Raw genomic sequence first — 20,224 nt, forward strand, 5'->3', positions numbered from 1 at the left:
TATCTATGTAATGCTTCATTTCATTTTTAAACTTATCTATGTCTGAATACTTTCTTAGTAAGTGGTGTTCAAATTTAAATCCACTCTTACGATTTTTTCTATAGTTGGAGTAAAGAACATATTTACTATTCATTTCTTTGATATACTTGTTAATTGCATTCTTATTTATACCTAAACTATTCGACATACTCTCTATAGTCATAAATGACTTTTGTTCAGTATTATTGCTCAACTTCTTAATTAGGCAATATACAGCATAATATTTTTCGTTTAATCCAATTGCTTTGTAATATTCCATAAGCTTAAGATCTACACTTACATAGTAGTCATTTTCAGTATCCGCTTGATCTCTATCACCATGCTCAGTTAAAATTCTATTAGTTACTGGAATATCGATAGCTGCAATGTGAAGTATGATTTGTCCTGGTATTACACCATTCTTAATGAATCTATCCCATCTGCTAACATTCAACACCTTTATTATTTTTAGTTTAATAAGCAACGAAAGATTGTCATATGTTCTTTGTTTAGTGTAGCCAGTTTCTTTTTTAAGATCATTAATTGATGTGACAAAGTAATATTCATATTGCTGTTTAGAGAGTCTAAACTTGAAAAGATTAATGTATGAGTTAAAAGCATCATATTTCATTTGACTGTATTTACCGCCAGTGTCAAACCAATTTGAACGTACCTTTAAGTGGTTTATAGTAAAGTTCATTTATTCTAAGATTCTCCCCGAATGTTTGATGGTAGCTCTTATTTCAAGCTACGAATAACTTTTTTTATTTCATTTTGCTTTGTGGTAAAGTTTTTGAATTTAGAATTTTTATAAATTCCGATAAGCCTATTAACAGACTCCCTATCCTGGTACACAAAGACCAGTTTATCTGCATCTTCTTTTTGTAAGATGTGGTCGTAATCAATTCCATTCAAAGACAGATAAGCTACAGCATTGATATCATTAACATAGCGCATTACATAATTACCTCCAAAATAAGTATAACTGTGTAGATGAGTTTGGATAAACAGCGAAAAAATAGGATGAAAGAAACGTATTCATATCAAGGGTTTGAGCACTGTGGCTTGGCAGACAGCCCAATTTCGATCATTTTTGTACATTTTTTTTGGATTTACACTAAAAAAATAGGATGAAGTAACTGATATTTTTGGATTTGAAGCGAAAAAATAGGATATACCAGAGTTATTAATTATAGCCTCAAAACCCAACTCCCATAAGGATTATTAGTCAATTGTTAAAATATGTATTTTGGATAAACAGCGAAAAAATAGGATGAGGTATGGTCTATTTCTTGGATTTAACCTTAAAAAAAGGGATATAATATTAAGATATAATAATCTTAAAGAATAAATATAATATCTCTTGTGTATACTACACAATTGCTTTAGGATACTAAAGGATTTGAGTTCAAGTTCAAAAGATAAAATTCAAAGTCGAAACCTACTGAACATGGTTTTGGATTGATATTATTTACTTCTTCTTGCGCTTCATTCTTATAATACCTGTGACTAATGCGTATATGCCTACGATGGTAACTATACCTATGTATATAGGTTTATTTGCTACTACTGGAATAGTACAGAATAATATGATTGAAATAGTTAAACGCAATTCCCCTTCTGTCACCTTCTTCATATTCATCATCTCCTTTTTAAATAATTGACATTAACCTCGTTGACTTGAATCCAATTACTGGTTTAAAATGTAAGGGAAGGTGAGACGGTTCTAGTATCCGTCTCGTGCTATATCTTATGTTTGTTTACCTTTTGGGCTGACGCTTAGTCTTTCGTGGAGACTTGGGCGTCTTTTTCTTTTTTCTCTTCCTCTTCTTCTTACTTGGCTTATGTATATATTCTATGATGTCTTTTGCTACCAATCGGATGAAGGTTAATAAGGAAATGATGACTGTTGCTTTTTGCCAAGAGTCCAAAGGTTAACACCTCCTTTCCCTTACAAGAATATTATACCATTTATTATATAGTTTGTACATTATTTTTATTTCTAAAAGGACTATACTTCTGATTAATTTTAGAAAAATAAAAAAAGAGCAATGCTTAATCAGCATCACTCTTCTGTTTGAGATTGTTTGATAATTCTAATTCATCAGCTAACTTCTTTAATGATTCATTCTTATCCCCTTCTATCTCTTCTATTGCCTTATTGTGTCTAACCTGTTCATCGTATTGTTGCTGCTCAATTTGAATGATTTGATTATTAGCCTTCGATATGTTCTCTATATGTTCACCAGTATTATCTCCAAAAAATGAGTATATGAGCTGGATCATCTGTAATATTACAAACAAAGTATTAATACGTTCACTGATTGTCATTGCTTTAACTGATACAGATTTAGTTTCTTCGTCAGTCTTAGTATCTTCATCGGTTAGAGACTCGCTTATACTTGATACTGAATCGTATGCCAATTGTAAATCGTCAATCCCTTTACCTGTATCAAGATACTCTTCTGCCTCATCTATCGTATCAAATTGAAACAATGAAGAAGGAATCATATTGCTAATGTTTATAGTGGACTGTCTCACTCGTTCATTGATACTATTAATATGTGATAAATCAATTGAAGCTATTGATGTTTGAATATCACGTATTTGCTTAATTGCATTGATATATTCTTGAGATGGTTGAACGATACGTTGAAGTTCACTTTGAAGCTCTAATATTGGAACAACAGCTTCTCTCATTTGACGCTGTGTGTTTGATACTATCTGTGATACTTTAGACAGTTCAGCAAAATTAATATTGGCATACATTTGTTTTATTGCTTTACTCAATTCATTTGATTCATTATTCAAATACTACACTCTCCATTTACTGTTCATTGGGATATGATACCATACTATTATATCATAGAGTGAGTCCACAGACACTATATACATGTAATGTTAGAGGTAATACACAACATATAGTATATAGATATAAACTGTATGGATAAATAGATAAGAATAATAATTTTCCTGTAACCATTATAGTTACAAGTATAAGTCAGCGATTTTGCGTTACATGTTATTGTCGATCTGGACTTTTTACGTCCCACCTATACATCATATGTATGAGTTAAAATTCAAAGCACAATTTGCATGATTTTTAAAAATTTTAAATTGGTTGGACCAGCTATGGAATTGTAAGCAGCCCGTGGCAGCCCGTGAGTGGTCAATAGCTCTAAATAATACACAAGTATAGTTGTATATGATATAGGGGGGATATTTAAAAGTTGAAATTGGTTAATATAAGGGAAATATTCGCCTAGCACTTCCATCTCCACACTCAACTTATTTTTCCCTTATTCAACTTTAATTACAATACTGTAACTTTTAACCTTACTCTCTATCGGAATCGCAATCGGGAACGCATCGGATTTTCCCTTATTCCATCTATGTTTTTTAACTGGTAACATTCCTGTAACCTACCCTAAATTGACCATTTTCACCCCTCTCACACCCTATAAACCCTTGCTGCGCTTACACTTTTTCGATGTGGACTACCTATTTTTGACTCAAAATTGACAAAATCCCTTGGTACATCTACGTTTTTACCACTTTTGGCTACTCTCTCCGATTGAGACTTTTCAAGCTCACGATACAGACTAACGCTTTAACGTAAAAAAGAGTAATCAGATAATAAATGACTACTCCATTAATTTTCATATTCAATTTTAACCCACTAAAAAGCAAAAACGAATCAATCGTCACCTTTTCAGGATCAATCAATTCGCCTATGCTAGATAATCGAGATCTTATACTATTAAATCTTATTTGATCAATACGGGATTTACGACAGCTGCGGTTGTATTAGCCGAATCACCTTCCGGAGCCTCGAATCTGATTTCCAATTCCTGCACTCCCTTGACAGGAACAGAAGCCGTATTCACTGGAACGCCATTTACGGCATTTCCGCTCCACAGCTCTTTGCCGTCTCCGTATACGGATATTTTAACAAGGTTTCCTGACGACCATACAGAAATTGTACCATAACCAAAATTAAGTGTCTCGTATTGTCCATTTAGGTTGTAGCTCTGAGATTCCATACGATTGTACGAATGCACAGAGGTCATAATTCCTTTGGTGTAACGCTCATCATTAATTTTCAAGCTTCTGTTTGTATCAACATTCCCAGAAGATATTTTCAAAGGAGGCAAATCAGTTAAAGACTTTTGCTCTCCAACTGAGCCTGGATCTCCAATCAATACCGATTTCGTTTTACCATCCCAAGCAACTTCCTTACTTACCATGTCCCCAACCATCTTTAATGGTACATAAGTCGTTCCACTGTATGAGAGCGAAGCCGGAACAACAGTTCCATTATTGTTGAACTTTCCGTTTAACGGAGTCTTGTCTTTGCCATCTACAATAAACTTGATTGGATCTAAACTCACTTCGATCTTTGTTGTCGCTCCAAAGGCAATTCCGCCGAAGAAAACTGCACCAAGCGTAAATCCGGTCACACCATACTTTAACTTTTTCGTCAAACTCATAAATACTCCTCATTTCTTCAATCTAGGCTAATCTTCTTTATGTATTTCTTTTACTTACTTGCCTAACTTATTATATTCGAACTTCATATTATTTACTATATCAGGAAAGATATTTATGTCCCTTTGATGTAATAAGGATTAATAGGAATTAATCCTTAATGTTTAAAAAACACTCTCAACTGGTCTATTGGTGATTATATCTCGTGCTTCCCTTTTCATTTGAAACAGCAATCCTTGATTTTGAGACTCAATCAATTTAATCAATTCCTCTTTGCTCAACTCTTCAAAAATTTGATCTTCAATCTTATCTTCAATTCTTAGACTAATCGCATTTGATTGATCATCACTATAATGTCTATAGTATTTATCAGTTACTACTATACTTGAGTGATTATAGTGAGTTTTTGCTTCTTCTAGTGTTCCAAACATGGCAGCTACGTTTCTAAAACTGTGAAATACGATATTCCTTTCAGTAGGAATATTCATCTCATCCTTCAGCTTATTCATCATATTTTGAATGGTCATCTTATCCAGGTGAAAAAACTTTCCATCATTATATTGTGCATAATATTCTTGTTCAGTAATCTTGACCAATTCTCTATACATTTCATGAGATATTGGTACTGTATGTTTTTCTCCTCCCTTACCTATTGCTGTTAACTCATAATAATTACCTGATGGATGAAGTACGATGTCATCTTTGGTAATACTCAATAAAGTACTCTTACGTAAACTTGTTGTGTAAGCTAGTCTAATTAAAGCTGATTTTTCTTGTCCTTTAGTTGTACACAGTACTCTTTGACTCATTTCTTCCGCTTCATTTGCGTATAAAGATCCACACCTTACAGAGTCATCGGGTAATGGTTTTAATTTTACATGTGAAGCTTTTAGATCATATTCATTTCTCTCTAGGAATTCATATAAGCTTTGAATTGCAGCGATTATACTATTGATATAATTGTTTGTGTAATCAGCAGGATGATCTTTAAGAAACTTTCTATATCGTAGCATATCTGCATTTCTAACATGCAAATCCTCTTTAACCAACTCGTTTACTGATTTATTTTTATACCACATAAAAAAATTCTTTAGACTTCTTTCATAATTACGTGTTGTATACTTGCTCTCAAATGAATCTAAAAACGTTCTAATGTCTCCATGTACACTTCCATTATGTAATCCAACAATATTATTTGCTGCCGTATTTTCCATATGCTTAACACTCCCTTCTTCTATATATTACCATTCAGTAATCTTCTTAGTCAATTAGAAATAAAAATAATTTACTTATTGACATAATTATATCCGGGTGGTAAATTGAATTTACAGAGATTGGTAAACAGTTTCTGATACCACATTAGAGAGGAATTAAAGACAAGTACATGACAAAAAGAAATGCGGGGACAATCTTACATAGAACGAAGCAAGAAAATTACTATGATGGTTTCGAGGAGTGGTATGATGAAGAGTTGGTGAGTAAGGAATTTAGCGGGGAATACATATTGCAAGAAGCTTATGAGCAAGAAAAGTACGATACATATGATGATGATGTTATCTGGTTGAAGAACGAAGCACAAAAGAAATATTATAGAGAACCACATAAGCCAGTACATAGTAAAGTAGAAGTTTAAATATACATATAGAATTAAAAATAATGTAGTTAATACAAATTTTTATAGGGATTTCGAATACATAAATGAAAGATAAAGGGTGTTGTAATGGCATTAGATAAACAAGTATATATTTATAGTGTAGATACAAGCGCATTTTATAATCAGAAAGAGAAATTGCTAAGAAAAGAAATACATAGAGCAAAACAGATGAAAGAATACTCCAGGGTTAAAGAACTTGAAAGAAGCTTTAGAAATGTTATTGACGCAAATAGCTATCTGCGAAGAACTTTAGATCCTACAAGCTTAAATATAAAGAACAAGGTTTCTATATTTGAGTCTTCATTAACGCGAACATTAGGACTTGAAACAGGTAATACATATGAAGAAGTGTTAATTGTTGAAACGAATTACTATAGTATTTTTGATAGTCTAATTGACAATGGATTTACTTATCATGGCGAAGAATACATCCCCTTTACTGCATCGGCTGGACAAATCAGGACTAAAAAGACACTATTTATGAAGAAAGATGTTTGGGATACCGTCAAGCAAACATTAATGTGCGGAATTAGCGAAGAAAGTATAAATTCTCACTATGATTTAGATAGGAACAACCACAGGAAATACGGAGTTAGTATTAACAAGTATTTGGCATATCTCGCTCTTTGCTCTAGTGCAACAGACCTTTGGGAAAAGTTTAATATTGACCGTACAATAGTTGTAGATGATTTTGAAACGACCATTAACACTACTGTTGATTTCGTAGATGATATAAAATATGAAATCACCCGTAAGACAATGGATATTCCAATCAATCATACGGATGGCTGCGGAATGATCTTACCTAATAAAAGTAAGAAGGCATTTATGACTAGACTTCCATGGGTAAAAGGCTTACTTGTTCCATTTCCTTTTGATAAATTTGCATTTGCTAATGGGAATAGTAAAGTGACTGATATTTATGGCAAAGAATATGATGTAGTAAAAGATAAGATTGAAGTTATTTTCACCAAAAGTCAGTTTAAAATGTGGAAATATTATAGTAGTTGGGATGACTACAAGAAATTGTTCAAAATACATAAGTGTCACGCAAGCATTACCAACATTGAAGAAGATGATATTAGTGGTGCAAGACTTTGTTATCAAATGCTTCAAACTCTAACATCAATAACAGATGAAGAATTAGATAAATTAGCTTCTATCACAAGAAACGAAATCAAACTATCCGTAAGTGAACCTGAACAAATGTTAAAATTGATTGGTGCCGTTGGCGGTGCATTTAAAGATAAGAACCATCTACAACAAGCATTATACATATATCCAGAGTTATTATTGGATTCTCACACCAAACAGAAAATTAAAGATGCTAAAGGAAGTTTAGTTAGACGAGCTAACTCGGGCAAGGTTAAAGTTGATGGGTGCTATACATTTGTAGCTCCTGACCTGTATGCATTCTGTGAATGGCTATTCAATAAAACAAGTAATCCAGTTGGACTTTTGAAGAACGGAGAAGTTTCTTGTTCTGTTATTAACCCCGGAGAAAAGGTGGATTGTTTAAGAAGTCCTCATCTATACCGAGAACATGCGGTTAGAATAAATACTCAAACAACCGATACAGACAAATGGTTTGTAAGCAAATGTGTTCATTCATCTATTCATGATCCCATTAGTAAGATTCTTATGTTTGATTGTGATGGAGACAAGATAACTGTAAGTAACGATAAAACTTTAGTTTCGGTTGCTGAGCGAAATATGATAGACATAGTTCCACTATACTATGATATGAAGAAAGCACCTCCAGAGAAGATATCAAGAAAAAGCATGAAAGAAAATCTCAAACGAGCGTTTAGCGGCAACATCGGGAATATAAGCAATGATATCACTAAGATTTGGAATAGTGATAATGTAGATATTGAGTTAGTAAAGATTAGGACGATGGAAAACAACTTTGAAATTGATGCAGCCAAAACAAATTATAAGCCGACTAGACCAGCAAATATTAAAGCACTATTCAAGCCTTACAACAAAATGAAAATGCCTTTCTTCTTCTCATATGAAAAATATCGCCCAAAACCACAAGACAAAAAAAATAAAAAGAAGAAAAGAGAAACTCAACCATGGGACAATAAGACAACCGTGAATCGGTTAAAAGAAATGTTCCCACCTGTGCGCATTAAGTTTAAATCAGTTAGTGATTTGTATGATTTTGACTACGCTCAACTAATGAGTGCTGAGCCACCAAGAGATCAAATATATGAGGAAATAATCACAAAATATAAACAGCTAAATGAACAAAAATGGTGTTTGACACCGAAAAAAAAGAGTAATGACGATATTACAACATCAGATATCTTGCCAATATACACCTATATTAAAGAAGAATTACTGAAGGTTTGCAACGACCCACATCATGTAACTAACGTTATACTTGATTATCTCTACAGAGAAATAAATGGGCAGTATAAAACTACTCTGTGGTCGTGCTTTGGAGATATCATTGTGGAAAATTTAAAAATCAATTTAAAAGATAGAATTCGTATTTGTGAGAACTGTACCACAGTCATTGATAACACTAAAAGAAAGAGCACTAACTCCAAAAAGTATTGCGAAGACTGTTCGAAGGAAATCAGAAAAGAAAAAGTTAAGAATAATGTAAGGAATTTAAGAAATAAAAATAAATAAATAGGTGTAATCAAATCGATAATTCATAGTATAGTATGAATCGTTGATACATAAGGGTTTATTAGCTTTTAGGCAATAATTAGATAGGTCTTTTAGGGGAGTGTGTAGTTAACGACTTAATGACAAAGATAGAAGCATTGCAAAGCGTTCCCTCAAATAATAAAAACTATAAAAACCAAGGGAGATTTAAAAAATGAATAAAACTGAATTGATCGCAGAGGTAGTAACTAAAACTGGATATCAAAAAAAGGATATTGAAGCTGCAGTAAACTCAACTCTAGATGTTATCTTCACTGCTCTTGCTAACGGAGGCAAAGTACAACTCGTTGGTTTTGGTAACTTTGAAGTACGCGAGCGTTCTGCACGTAAAGGACGTAATCCGCAAACAGGTGAGGAACTAGATATTCCTGCATCAAAAGCCCCTGCTTTCAAACCCAGTAAAGCACTCAAAGAAGCAGTAAAACAATAATTTTAAATATAAAATAATTAATTTATACATAATATAAAGCTTTGCATATACCGGATTAAATTTAAATAAACAGAGCCCATTTGCGGCAATGTCAGATAAAACTGTATTTTGCTTCACCGAGGGGTTCAGTTGATAAACTATGGCAAATTGACTGCCCCCTCCCCTATTCTACCTATATGAGAGGTAAATACTATGCCATTATCAAAGAGTAATCCATTGTTTGGATTTGCACCTAAGTTGACTGACGAACAGAAGGAATATGTAGATAGTATTATTGATAACCATGTTACTATTGTTAATGCGTGTGCTGGTAGTGGTAAAACTACACTGGCTGTAGCTTGTGCAAAATTATTGAATATGGAATTGTTGTACATCTTCTCCCCTGTTGAGGAAAGCGTACTTGGATTTACTCCTGGTGATGTGTTTGATAAAGAATCAAAATATACTACCCCACTTAAAGATGCCTTACTGAAGATCAATGAAAATCCAGATAGAGTAATTATATCAAAGGAAAATATTCAGAATGTGAAGAATGGAACTGCTTGGGTTACACCTGTATCACATGTGTTTGCGAGAGGCACGAATATCGAGAATAAGTTTGTAATAATTGATGAATCTCAAAACTTTTCTCGTAGCGAATTAAAGAAATTGCTAACAAGAATACATGAAAGTTGCAAGGTGGTTATTATAGGTCATGATAAGCAATGTGACCTGAAGAATCCTGCTAAAAGTGGATTTGTACCATACATAGAACATCTTAAAGACGAAGAATACGTTAAAGTGTGCAGCCTTACTCATAATTTCAGAGGTAGATTGGCAACTAAAGCAGATCAATTAGAGTGTTAATAAAAATTATATTTTAGGGAGAAATATAAATGTCAGATATTAAATTAGATGGATTGAACGAAGTTAGAGAAGTTCTTTATGATTTATATCCAAACGCAAAAACAATTACCGTAGTGGTGACTGGTGAAAAGATTAAAGTAACACCCAATGAAGAATATAGCGTTCCTGTAGGCATTCAGACCGACGAAGAGGAGTGATTGAATGACCATTACTCCTTTGCAAAGTTTAAAGAACGAATCATATGAGGACTATTTGCTAAGATTGGGTTCCAATAAAGAAGAATTAGAATTATCTTGGAGCCAAATAGCTACATTGATGAATAATTTCTTAGATGAGGAATATACGGAATCAAAATATCGTAAAGAGTATCACAACCTCAACCGTGGAATTGAAATTGGTATACGTAAATCAGCTTCGGGCGAACAACTTAGAGAGATTGAAGATAAAACAGTTGAACTCCAAAAGCAAAAGTATCAATTTAATGATCAGAAGCGTGAATACAACAATAAAATCAGATTAATTGCTCGATACGAACACCTTAAAGATGAAATTTTGAAGGGGATTAAAGAATTAGAGAAAGTAAAACCTCTCCCCTACTCGTTCGAACCATCTATATCAGACACCAATATTAGGGCAAATGTATTGTGGAGTGATTTTCACTACGGTCAAGAAACACAGAATAGTCTAAATACATATAATCCAGTAGTATTTGAGAAAAGGTTTCAACATCTTGTGGCTAAAACCATCTGCTATTGTAAGAAACACGATGTTCAAGAGTTGACTATTGGTTCTCTCGGCGATCAGATTGCTGGCTTCATTCATTTAACTTCTCGCATAGAACAAAGTGAAGATGTGGTTTCTCAGATTCAATACATATCAGAAAGATTGGCTGAAGCTATTGCAGAAGTTTCGTTACACGTCCCCAAAGTTAGAGTGGTAAATATAATCGGAAATCATGCAAGAACAACTCCAAATAAGAACGATTCAATCCTTAAAGAGAATTTTGAGAATCTCATTCCTTGGTATTTAGAAAGTAGATTAAGAAATTACAGCAATGTAGAAATCATTAGAAGTGAAGATGGATATTTTGTTGACACTACGTTTAAAGAGCCTCATGTATACGTTCACGGAGATTTAGACCATGTAACCAGCGTAGCTAAAAGTTTGCCGCAATTTCTAGGAATAATCAGTAAGTACGTTTTTATGGGACATATACATCATGATACAGTTAAAGATTACGGAAGAACCACTGTAATCTCAAACGGCAGTTTATGCGGATCGGATTCCTACGCGCTTGGTAAGCGTATGTACTCTGATGCGATGCAGAAGATGCATATTTTTAATGATAGTGGTCGAATTGAATATAAGATTGATATTAATTTGCAAGATATTAAATAATACATATCGGTATGCATACTAGTGATGCCAATGCCTTCTAATTGTTAAGGAGGCTTTATGTCGGAAGAATATAATCAAGAAGATATGGCTCTCCCCTCATCTTTTCTTTCAAAAGAAAATGAAGTGAGTTCTACAAATGTCATTGTGATACCACATTACACATTAGATATTGAATCTGTAATCGACTCCTATGTTAATCAGAGTCAATCACTTGCAACTAAAAAACAGTTGAAGTTGTTGCTACAAGACTTATGGGTAGAAGCTGAGCGTCATGGAAAAATTTTAGAGATGATAAATAAAATACAACTAGACATCAATATTCTTCAAGATGAAGTGATTTACGGTATTCCTGATGATTCGGAAGTGTTTTACGATTCTTCAGAGGAAGATTATTAATCAAATATCAAGAAGTACGGCGGACAAGAAATCTTTTGTCCGTCTTTTTGTTCATATTTGTAATGGAGGAATCTCCTGTTACAAGGCGATTTAAAAACGGGGCTCTCCCTCCCCATCTCCTCCATTGCTTTACCTATTATTCAAAAGGGAGACACAGGAAGGTGAAACAACTATGTCAGGGAGCAGCAATGATTATAAAGTATGTAAAACTTGCGGCAAAAACAGAAAGAAAATCTACTTCTATGCTTCCAAAAACAAATTCGATTCAGACGGAAGATTGGAAATATGTAAAGAATGCCTTAAAAAAGATATCGACTATAATAACTTAAATACTATTAAAGATACGCTCTTGCAGATCAACAGGCCATTCATTACCCAACTATGGCAATCTGCATTAGATGAAGCAAGTGTGAAAAACAAAGATGTTTTTGGTGTATATATGAAGAACATTCAGTTTGGAGATAATAAAGAATTGACATGGAAAGACGGAGATGATGTTCAAAGCAAGAATGTTGCTCCTACTCCTGTATTTAATACCCAATTAGTGGTTGATGATACTTCGCTCATCGAAGATGAGAAAGTATTTGATGAAAACAAAAACAAAAATGATGTCTTGAGAATGTTGGGTTATGATCCCTTTGAAACAGAGCCACAATCCGATAAGCGTCATCTCTATAATAAGCTAGTAGATTTTCTTGATGAAGGAACACTTGAAGATAGCTTCAAACTTCCAACAGTTATAGAAATCGTAAAATCTTTTAACCAATTAGACAAAATCAATAGTGCGCTTTCTACATTAGCGGCTGATGCAAAAACACTTGGTGAAAACGTTGGTGCAGTCAATTCCTTGGTTTCTACTAAAGATAAAATGTTGAAATCTGTATTGGCCCTAGCTAAAGACAATGGTATTTCTGTCAATCACAATAATAATAAAAGCAAAGGCGCAGGCACTCTTTCAGGCATAATAAAACAACTTCAAGAAAAAGGGTTCGAAGAGGCAGACGTCAATATATTCAACATTGAGACATGCGAAGGGATGCAGCAAGTTGCAAACGTGAGCAATGAAAGTATCTTCAAACAATTACAGTTTGATGAGAATGACTACACTACAATGATAATGGAACAGAGAAGTATGATTGACGATTATGAGAAAAAAACTTCAAAACTAGAAGAAGAAAATCGACTGCTTCGTAAACAACTCCTCCTGTTGCAAGATGGTGAGGCATAATGGAAAAACATAATATGTCTCAACGCAAGATAGATGGCTATTTAAAGTGGGCTGAAATTGTCAACTGGGGCAGAAAATATCCTGTAAGATTTGTCGAACGCTTCCTGGGTATGGAACTTCTTGATTATCAAAAGTATGTATTTATGAGTAGTTGGACTACTCCATTTGTTTTATGGTGTATGGGTAGAAACTCCGGCAAGACTACTCTTGGTGCTCCTTTTATAATGGCTAAATCCTTATTGATACCGAATTTCGAGGCTTATATCCTCGCTGGTGTTGGTTCTCAGAGTCAGGAAATGTTTATGAAAATTGAGAAAATCGCCAAACGAGAAATAGCATCATTCACTGGGTTGACCGATATTTTCTATAATGAAACAGTAAAAAGCTCAGCCAATACAGATGGATTTACTCACAACCCTGCTTCATATACATATAAGTTATATAACGGCAGTGTAACGCGATCACTGAACGGCTCCTTCGACAATAATAGGTCAAAGAGATCGAATTTAAATTTTTATGATGAGAGCGGATTTGCTCCTGATGAGTTATTTACGACCTCAGAACCGTTCACAACCCAGAATAGTGATTTCCGATTAGGTGGGGACACTGATGTGACACTTCTGCCAAGACAATTTCCCAATCAACTTATTTATGCTTCCTCGGCTTCCTCTACTGACACTTACTTCTTTAGAAAATATAGAGACTTTGGAATGAAAATGTTTTTAGGAGATAAGCGTTATTTTGTAGCAGATATCAGTTCAGATGTTGTTATCAATGCGACTTATAATGGAGTCCTCTACCCCGTCTCTCTTCTCTCTCAAGAAAAAGTGGATTCAGCAATGCGTGAAAACAAAGAAAAAGCATTGAGGGAATATAAAAATATATTCACTACCGAAGGCTCTGATAATCAAATAGTTAAACGAGCTACAATTATCAGAAATTCTGAAGTAAGAGTTCCTCAGCTTGCTAATGATGGTTCAAAGAAATTCGCATTGGCAGTTGACCCCGCTAGACAGCACGACAACTCTATCTGCACCATTGGAGAAATTTATTTAGATGAAAATATTGGCTACAAATTGAAATTGGTTAATTCGGTTAGTTTTGCAGACATAGCAAAAAAGAAGAGAACTCCAATGAAGACCCCTGACCAAATCAAACATTTTAAACAATTATTGCTGGATTATAATGGACCACAGTCTGCAGATTACGAAAATATCAATGGTGTATTAATCGATTCTGGAGCTGGTGGTGGAGGAGTATCTGCATGGGCTGATGGACTTTTAGACGACTGGGTAGATACTAGAGGAGTAAGGCGTAAGGGTTTAATTGATAAAGATCACGACGAATACAGTGTACACTCCCACAAATATCCAAATGCCTCTAACATCTTAAAACTCATCTCACCTCAGAAATACAAACGAGATTTATTCGATGCTCTAATTGAAATGTTAAGCCTAGATTTAATATCTTTTACGGAAAATTATGATAGTAAAGGGTATTTAAATATTGACTTAGGTGAAGGGCAATCTAAACAATATACTTTATCTCAAGATGAAGAACTGGCTTTAGTGAATTTGGATATTGCTAAAGAAGAATTGGTAAGCATCTATTCTTTTAAGAGCTCTAATGGAAATATCCGTTATGATCTACCTCCAGATAAACAAAGTAAAATCGGAGATGACAGGGCTTACACTATAGCAATGTTGGCATGGCATCTTCGAAATTTACGAAGAGAAAATATAACAAATAAATCGCAGAACAATATGAATCCTAATGACTTCTTTCTAATGAGGAAGCCAGTAATTTACAAGTGAGTTGGTGGTGACATGTGACTAATGTAAACTCGCCAGAATACTTCAAGCAGATGGCTATGATTAATTTAAGCAACGGTTCTTCGGGTACTCGATTGTTGAGCTCATACAATAAAGAAGATATTAAGAAGTTTCTCAAGAACAAACACACAGCCGACAATCAAAAGAAACTTAGAGAAATAAGTAGGGAAATTTACTATACTAGCCCTCAATATCGAAGACTCGTTAATTATTACGCAACTTTATTTAACTTAGATTATGTTCTTGAAGGATACGGCACAAGTCCTGACAAAGTAAATGCAAAATTATTCAAAAATGCTTATTTTAAAAATGTTGATTACGTTGAAAAAATGAATATCAAAGATCAATTCACTAAAGCTAGGTTTATCTCGTATAGAGATGGTATTTTCTATGGGTACGCCCGGGTAAGCAAAGATGGTTTCTATATCCAGGAGTTAAATCCAGATTATTGCCAGTTGTCCTATGTTGATATTGATACTGGTTTACTAGGTTATTCGTTTGATTTTTCATTTTTTGATAGTAAAGAAAACAGCATAGAATCATTCCCAAACGAATTCAAGTCTATTTATAATTCTCTCAATAGAGATAAGAGCAAAAGCGTTAAAAACAAATTTGTTAGAATTGAATCCCCTTATGCTATATGTTTAAAACCTATCCCAGATTTTTATGCAGTTCCCCCTTTTATCTCTCTACTTGAAGAACTCCTAGATATCCAAGACTATAAGACTTTGGATAAAAATAGTGAAGAAATCAGTAATTATATGCTGCTTACTCAAAAGATCCCAATGGATCAAAGTGGTTCAGATTCGAATAGATTTCTACTCACCCAAGACTGGGTACTCGCCTTTCATCAAAATATCGAAGATGGACTCCCGTCTCAGGTTGGATTAGCTACTACTCCAATGGAGATTGATGTAGTCAGGTTTGATAAGGAGATGGCAGAAAAAAGTAAAGTCTCTCAAGCAACAAGCCAATTTTGGAAAGACTCTGGTGTTTCGGAATTGCTATTTGGGTCAGACGCAAATTCTACAGCTTCTTTAAAATCTTCAATAATCGTAGATGATTCTGAAACTTTTGGTTTTATTAAAGATATTGAGAAGTGGATAAATGAACATCTAAAAGCTACTCAATCTGGAACTTATAAATTTAGAGTAAGGATTCTAGAAACAACCAAACACAATAGAGATGCATTTGTAGATTCCAGGTTAAAGGCTGCACAATTCGGAATGCCAGTTAAAAATGAAATAATAGCAGCTATGGGTCATCAACCTAGTTCTATGTATCTCAATAACTTTTTAGAAAACGAAATTCTAGAGCTAACAGAGAAACTCATCCCATTAATGTCTAGTCACACAGGCAATGCAACCAACAATGAAGCTGGAGCACCCGAACAAGATGAGCGAGACCTCACTGATAAAGGACAACAAACTAGAGACTTAGAAAGCAACTCGTCTGGGTGAGGAGGTGAAAAGGTAAATTGACAGAGAAAATTATGCGATTCGAAGTAAAAGCTTTAAATGTTGAGAAGATCAATCCGCTATTTAGCCAATGCAAAATTAGAATCCTCTACCCTGGTCTTAATAGAAACAATTCATACATGTCTAAAGAAGTTATTGAAGACGCAATCCCTTCTATCTACGGCATTCCTATTGTTGGTGAATTCAAAGAAGAAGATAAGAATTTTGGTGGTCACGGTGGGGAAATCGACTTTTTAGGTGATGAGATACGATGGAAAATTACTACTATGCCATATGGATTTATCCCAAGAGAAGCAAATGTTTACTGGGAAGATGTAGAAGAAGATTCTGGTGAAATTCGAGAGTACCTTGCAGTTGACGGTGCTTATTTATGGACAGGTAGATATCCTGAAGCCAAGATGCTAATTGAGCAAGAATTTAATCAGTCTATGGAAATTGATATTACAAAAGGTAAATATTCAACTTTTGATGGTCATAAAGCCTATGAGATTAATGAGTTCCTCTTCTCCGCTCTTTGTATTCTTGGTATCAGTAAGGAATCTGATCCTGATGGACATGTGGAACCTTGTTTTGAATCAGCGTCAATAGTGGCTTATCATTTAGATGAAGATGAGTTTAAAAGTAGATTTACACAAATGGTTAGCGAGTTGAAATTTTCTCTCAATATAAATAAAAATACGCAAGGAGGAAAAGAAGTGGACGAAATCCTTGAAATGCTAGAATCCTACAATGTTTCATTTGAGGATTTAAAAGCTAAGGGAATTAACCACGAAGACTTCTCTCTTGAGCAATTAGAACAAAAAGTAAAGACTGAATTTAGCAAAGAAAACAATCAAGTTCAATCTAATACATACGCTTTGACTGGTTCGCAATTGTTTGAAGAAGTTAGTCGTGAAATGGTTTCTTTTGGAACTATTGATTTCTATGGTTATGAATATCCAAGGTTTGGTTTAGTAGATATCGATACAGAAAATGGATATGTGATTGCTCAGGATTATGAGGATTGGTATTTTGCAGGCTTCTCTTATTCTTTAGATGGTGACAAAGTAAATATTAATAAAGAGTCTAATAAACGTTTTAAAATTAGTTATTCACCGATGGAATTGAATGAAGAAAGCATATTTAGTCTCGATACTGTTAAGTCCTTTAGCGAAGGCTACGCTGATCACAAAGCATCAAAAGTTAAAGAAGAGTATGATTTAACAGTTACCGAGAAAGATCAGATTATCAATGAAGCAAATCAAAAGTATGAAGCACTTCAAGCTGATTTTGCTAAGGTATCAACTGAATATTCGGCTAAGTTAGAACAAGAAAGAAAAGAAGCAGAAGATGCTATGTTTGAGCTTGTGTCCAGCGAATTAACAGAAGAGGAAATGAAATCTGTTAAGGATAAAAGTTCCGATTATACTCTTGAAGAACTTGAAGAAAAATTGTTCGCTCTAGTCGGTAAGAAGAAAGCTAAGTTTAATCACAACACATTTAAACAAAAAACAGTAATTCAAATTGATCAACCTAAAGAACCAAAATCTACAGGTAAATCATACGACATTCTATTTGAATAACATTAAACACATCTCAAAGAGGTGTGTTTTTATTTTTCCCTAAATTTAAGGAGGACTTTTTAATCATGGCAATTCGTAAAGACAAGATGCAGTCAGTTTATGCAGGTAATATTACAAGTTTACTTCTAAGTGCAGACGCACATAACGGTCAAGTGTTTGTTGTGGGTGATCCTGTAGCAGGAGAGCGTGAAGTTTTCAAAGGAGTAGCTCCTACTGATGTGTTAACACAGGAAATTGTAGTCCTCACTTCACCAGAAGTACTTTATGAACGAAAACAACACATCACTGATTTTGTAAATATAGCTAATAAAGTAGCTCGCGCTGATCACTATACAGTTGCTGACATTATTACTGTTACAGATGATGTTATTGAAGGAACTAGCGTAGTTGGTCAATACCTTATCCCAGCTAACGGCAAAACAAAATTAGTTCCGGCTGCCAACCTCACTGGAGGCACTCGTTTTGCAGCTCAAGTTATTGAGAAAACAAAAATTTATGGCAAAGCGGCAACGGCTTACCGAGTAGTAAAAGCTTAATCACAAACAATACATATAATCTGGAGGATATAAATAAATGAGTAAAGATGTAAAAGTAATTATTGAACTAGCAAATGACATCGTAACAGGTTCGCTTGGCAGCTATTCTACAAATGAGGCAAATGACAAACTTCGTGAAGCGATGAATAAAATTCTAGGCTCCGAAAACGGTAAATTTAACGCTAAAAAATTACGGAGAAATAAACTAGATTTGTTTGAGATTATTGAAGAAGCTGTTGATCAGCGTGTTGAGGCTGATGTAAGAGAGCGTTTTAAGGCTTTTGTTGATTACAGATCAACTGCATTTGGGGATAAGCTTGAGTTTATTCCAAAAAGCACAGAATTCCTCTCTGTTTCCAAGATTGCTGGAGGCACTAATAACCTTCGGAGACAGAGAATTGGGAAAGGTGAAGCCTACCGTATTGATACTGAATGGTACGGTGTAAAGATTTACGAAGAACTAGAGAGATTTTTGTCTGGTCAAATCGACTGGGTCGATCTAATCAATGATGTTGAACGTGCATTTGAAGAGCGAATTACTGCAGACATTTTTAAAGCTATTAAGGATGCATATAATGGACTAAGCGCTCCGTACAAGCATACTGGAGTGTGGGATTTAGAAGAATTCAATCTGGTGGTCGAATATGTACGTGCAGCAACAGGTCTTAAACCCATGGTAATCGGTACTCGTGTTGCTGTTTCAAAAGCAACACCTGCTTATGTTTCTAACGGCATGATGGAACAACGTAATTCGGATGGCTTCTTTAAGGAAGTTGATGGAATCACATTTGGTATCATTGAACAAGGTTTCTTGCCAGGTACAGAGCAATTTGCTATCGATAATGATTTTCTATTAATCCTTCCAAACGGTAATGAGAAAATTGTGAAGTTTGTGATGGAAGGAGAAGCTCTTATTGACGATGCAAAAGATTCAGCTAACGCAGATGACTCTGTAGAGTACACACTACGCAAGAAATATGGAGTAGCTGTAGAAAAATCCGCTAAATATGGTGCTTATATTTTAGGGTAAATAATACATGTTCTATCTAAGGGGTGAGTAGTTTCACTCCTTAGAATTTATTAAGGGAGCTGAATTTATGGTAAAGCCAATGCAAAAAAAGGAGACTGTCATCAATACTGACCCATCAGGAGATAATGATGCGCCTGAAAAAAACAATGAAATAAATGACAGTAAACAAACTACTATTGAACGCAAAGTTAGAAAACAATTAGATGAGAATTTGCTTGTTCCAATTCGAAGTAATGTAACTGGAAGGCTTACTTACAAATCTAGAACTGGAGTAGATATTCGATTCAGCAACATTGGTGATGAGGATGTGATCACTCTTAGAGATTTGCGCACCATGATCTCTTCCAATAGGTCGTTTCTTGAAAAAGGATGGATTTTAGTCCTAGATGAAGAAGTTGTTGATTACCTAAACATTAGTAGAATTCAGAAGAATGTTGTTGATGCTGAAGATATCGAACATATCCTCCAACTTCCAGGAGATAAGATTCTTAAAACTGTTAATGAGGCATCTGCTAATACAAAATCTTTAATTTTTGATCTAGCCCAAGACAAATTCCTAAACAATCAGTTGACTGATTATCATACTATAAAGGCTATTGAAGAAGGTTTAGGTCAATCTTTAGACCCTAACAACTAGGGGTGATTA

Annotated in this window: 19 protein-coding genes; 14 read left to right on the plus strand and 5 right to left on the minus strand. The window is 34.4% G+C overall.

Annotation, left to right across the window (positions count from 1 at the left end):
* The 5 genes from KFT32_RS22465 to KFT32_RS22485 form a co-directional block, all read right to left on the minus strand.
* Positions 1-718 (minus strand): hypothetical protein (locus KFT32_RS22465; protein ID WP_211749672.1); only part of this gene is annotated, 718 nt, incomplete at its 3' end.
* Between the two features lie 38 nt (positions 719-756).
* Positions 757-975 (minus strand): DUF5659 domain-containing protein, encoded by a 219-nt coding sequence (locus tag KFT32_RS22470; RefSeq protein ID WP_211749673.1) that lies wholly within the window; start codon positions 973-975, stop codon positions 757-759.
* Positions 976-2,073: 1,098 nt separating this feature from the next.
* The gene (locus KFT32_RS22475; protein ID WP_211749674.1) at positions 2,074-2,829 is read right to left on the minus strand and encodes a hypothetical protein; all 756 of its coding nucleotides are present in this window, start codon (positions 2,827-2,829) and stop codon (positions 2,074-2,076) included.
* Between the two features lie 956 nt (positions 2,830-3,785).
* Positions 3,786-4,508, minus strand: a complete 723-nt coding sequence (locus KFT32_RS22480) for an NPCBM/NEW2 domain-containing protein (protein WP_211749675.1) — start codon at positions 4,506-4,508, stop codon at positions 3,786-3,788.
* Between the two features lie 162 nt (positions 4,509-4,670).
* Positions 4,671-5,720: a tyrosine-type recombinase/integrase gene (locus KFT32_RS22485; RefSeq protein ID WP_211749676.1), complete on the minus strand. Its 1,050-nt coding sequence runs from the start codon at positions 5,718-5,720 to the stop codon at positions 4,671-4,673.
* A 170-nt stretch (positions 5,721-5,890) separates the two neighbouring features.
* Between KFT32_RS22485 and KFT32_RS22490 the strand changes: the two genes are divergently transcribed.
* From KFT32_RS22490 to KFT32_RS22555, 14 genes are all read left to right on the plus strand, one after another.
* Positions 5,891-6,139 (plus strand): hypothetical protein, encoded by a 249-nt coding sequence (locus KFT32_RS22490; RefSeq protein WP_211749677.1) that lies wholly within the window; start codon positions 5,891-5,893, stop codon positions 6,137-6,139.
* A gap of 87 nt (positions 6,140-6,226) precedes the next feature.
* Positions 6,227-8,803 (plus strand): RNA dependent RNA polymerase, encoded by a 2,577-nt coding sequence (locus KFT32_RS22495; protein WP_211749678.1) that lies wholly within the window; start codon positions 6,227-6,229, stop codon positions 8,801-8,803.
* 193 nt (positions 8,804-8,996) lie between these two features.
* Positions 8,997-9,272 (plus strand): HU family DNA-binding protein, encoded by a 276-nt coding sequence (locus KFT32_RS22500; protein WP_211749679.1) that lies wholly within the window; start codon positions 8,997-8,999, stop codon positions 9,270-9,272.
* 192 nt (positions 9,273-9,464) lie between these two features.
* Positions 9,465-10,118: a PhoH family protein gene (locus tag KFT32_RS22505; protein ID WP_211749680.1), complete on the plus strand. Its 654-nt coding sequence runs from the start codon at positions 9,465-9,467 to the stop codon at positions 10,116-10,118.
* Between the two features lie 29 nt (positions 10,119-10,147).
* Complete coding sequence (locus KFT32_RS22510) at positions 10,148-10,315, plus strand: hypothetical protein (RefSeq protein WP_211749681.1); 168 nt, start codon at positions 10,148-10,150, stop codon at positions 10,313-10,315.
* A gap of 4 nt (positions 10,316-10,319) precedes the next feature.
* Positions 10,320-11,516: a hypothetical protein gene (locus KFT32_RS22515; RefSeq protein WP_211749682.1), complete on the plus strand. Its 1,197-nt coding sequence runs from the start codon at positions 10,320-10,322 to the stop codon at positions 11,514-11,516.
* Between the two features lie 57 nt (positions 11,517-11,573).
* Positions 11,574-11,912, plus strand: coding sequence for a hypothetical protein (locus KFT32_RS22520; protein ID WP_211749683.1), 339 nt, complete (start codon positions 11,574-11,576; stop codon positions 11,910-11,912).
* A gap of 172 nt (positions 11,913-12,084) precedes the next feature.
* Complete coding sequence (locus KFT32_RS27325) at positions 12,085-13,140, plus strand: hypothetical protein (RefSeq protein ID WP_249436073.1); 1,056 nt, start codon at positions 12,085-12,087, stop codon at positions 13,138-13,140.
* Complete coding sequence (locus tag KFT32_RS22530) at positions 13,140-14,954, plus strand: terminase (RefSeq protein WP_211749684.1); 1,815 nt, start codon at positions 13,140-13,142, stop codon at positions 14,952-14,954. Before KFT32_RS27325 ends, KFT32_RS22530 begins: the two co-directional genes overlap by 1 nt.
* A gap of 14 nt (positions 14,955-14,968) precedes the next feature.
* Positions 14,969-16,432 (plus strand): hypothetical protein, encoded by a 1,464-nt coding sequence (locus KFT32_RS22535; protein ID WP_211749685.1) that lies wholly within the window; start codon positions 14,969-14,971, stop codon positions 16,430-16,432.
* Between the two features lie 17 nt (positions 16,433-16,449).
* Positions 16,450-18,012 carry a hypothetical protein gene (locus tag KFT32_RS22540; RefSeq protein ID WP_211749686.1) on the plus strand — a complete coding sequence of 521 codons (1,563 nt, stop codon included), beginning with the start codon at positions 16,450-16,452 and terminating at the stop codon, positions 18,010-18,012.
* A gap of 65 nt (positions 18,013-18,077) precedes the next feature.
* On the plus strand, positions 18,078-18,548 hold the full coding sequence (locus tag KFT32_RS22545; protein WP_211749687.1) for a hypothetical protein: 471 nt from the start codon (positions 18,078-18,080) through the stop codon (positions 18,546-18,548).
* A 37-nt stretch (positions 18,549-18,585) separates the two neighbouring features.
* Positions 18,586-19,578, plus strand: a complete 993-nt coding sequence (locus KFT32_RS22550; RefSeq protein ID WP_211749688.1) for a hypothetical protein — start codon at positions 18,586-18,588, stop codon at positions 19,576-19,578.
* Positions 19,579-19,645: 67 nt separating this feature from the next.
* Positions 19,646-20,215, plus strand: coding sequence for a hypothetical protein (locus KFT32_RS22555; RefSeq protein ID WP_211749689.1), 570 nt, complete (start codon positions 19,646-19,648; stop codon positions 20,213-20,215).
* Positions 20,216-20,224 lie beyond the last annotated feature (9 nt).

The sequence above is a fragment of the Paenibacillus sp. Marseille-Q4541 genome, from assembly GCF_018310695.1.
In the GTDB taxonomy this organism is placed as follows: Bacteria; Bacillota; Bacilli; order Paenibacillales; family Paenibacillaceae; genus Paenibacillus.

Coding starts and splice junctions, on each gene's coding strand:
- KFT32_RS22550 (WP_211749688.1), top strand. CDS start 18,586: ATGAGTAAAGATGTAAAAGTAATTATTGAACTAGCAAATGACATCGTA.
- KFT32_RS22530 (WP_211749684.1), top strand. CDS start 13,140: ATGGAAAAACATAATATGTCTCAACGCAAGATAGATGGCTATTTAAAG.
- KFT32_RS22515 (WP_211749682.1), top strand. CDS start 10,320: ATGACCATTACTCCTTTGCAAAGTTTAAAGAACGAATCATATGAGGAC.
- KFT32_RS22500 (WP_211749679.1), top strand. CDS start 8,997: ATGAATAAAACTGAATTGATCGCAGAGGTAGTAACTAAAACTGGATAT.
- KFT32_RS22485 (WP_211749676.1), bottom strand. CDS start 5,720: ATGGAAAATACGGCAGCAAATAATATTGTTGGATTACATAATGGAAGT.
- KFT32_RS22555 (WP_211749689.1), top strand. CDS start 19,646: ATGGTAAAGCCAATGCAAAAAAAGGAGACTGTCATCAATACTGACCCA.
- KFT32_RS22495 (WP_211749678.1), top strand. CDS start 6,227: ATGGCATTAGATAAACAAGTATATATTTATAGTGTAGATACAAGCGCA.
- KFT32_RS22520 (WP_211749683.1), top strand. CDS start 11,574: ATGTCGGAAGAATATAATCAAGAAGATATGGCTCTCCCCTCATCTTTT.
- KFT32_RS22480 (WP_211749675.1), bottom strand. CDS start 4,508: ATGAGTTTGACGAAAAAGTTAAAGTATGGTGTGACCGGATTTACGCTT.
- KFT32_RS22505 (WP_211749680.1), top strand. CDS start 9,465: ATGCCATTATCAAAGAGTAATCCATTGTTTGGATTTGCACCTAAGTTG.
- KFT32_RS22470 (WP_211749673.1), bottom strand. CDS start 975: ATGCGCTATGTTAATGATATCAATGCTGTAGCTTATCTGTCTTTGAAT.
- KFT32_RS27325 (WP_249436073.1), top strand. CDS start 12,085: ATGTCAGGGAGCAGCAATGATTATAAAGTATGTAAAACTTGCGGCAAA.
- KFT32_RS22490 (WP_211749677.1), top strand. CDS start 5,891: ATGACAAAAAGAAATGCGGGGACAATCTTACATAGAACGAAGCAAGAA.
- KFT32_RS22510 (WP_211749681.1), top strand. CDS start 10,148: ATGTCAGATATTAAATTAGATGGATTGAACGAAGTTAGAGAAGTTCTT.
- KFT32_RS22545 (WP_211749687.1), top strand. CDS start 18,078: ATGGCAATTCGTAAAGACAAGATGCAGTCAGTTTATGCAGGTAATATT.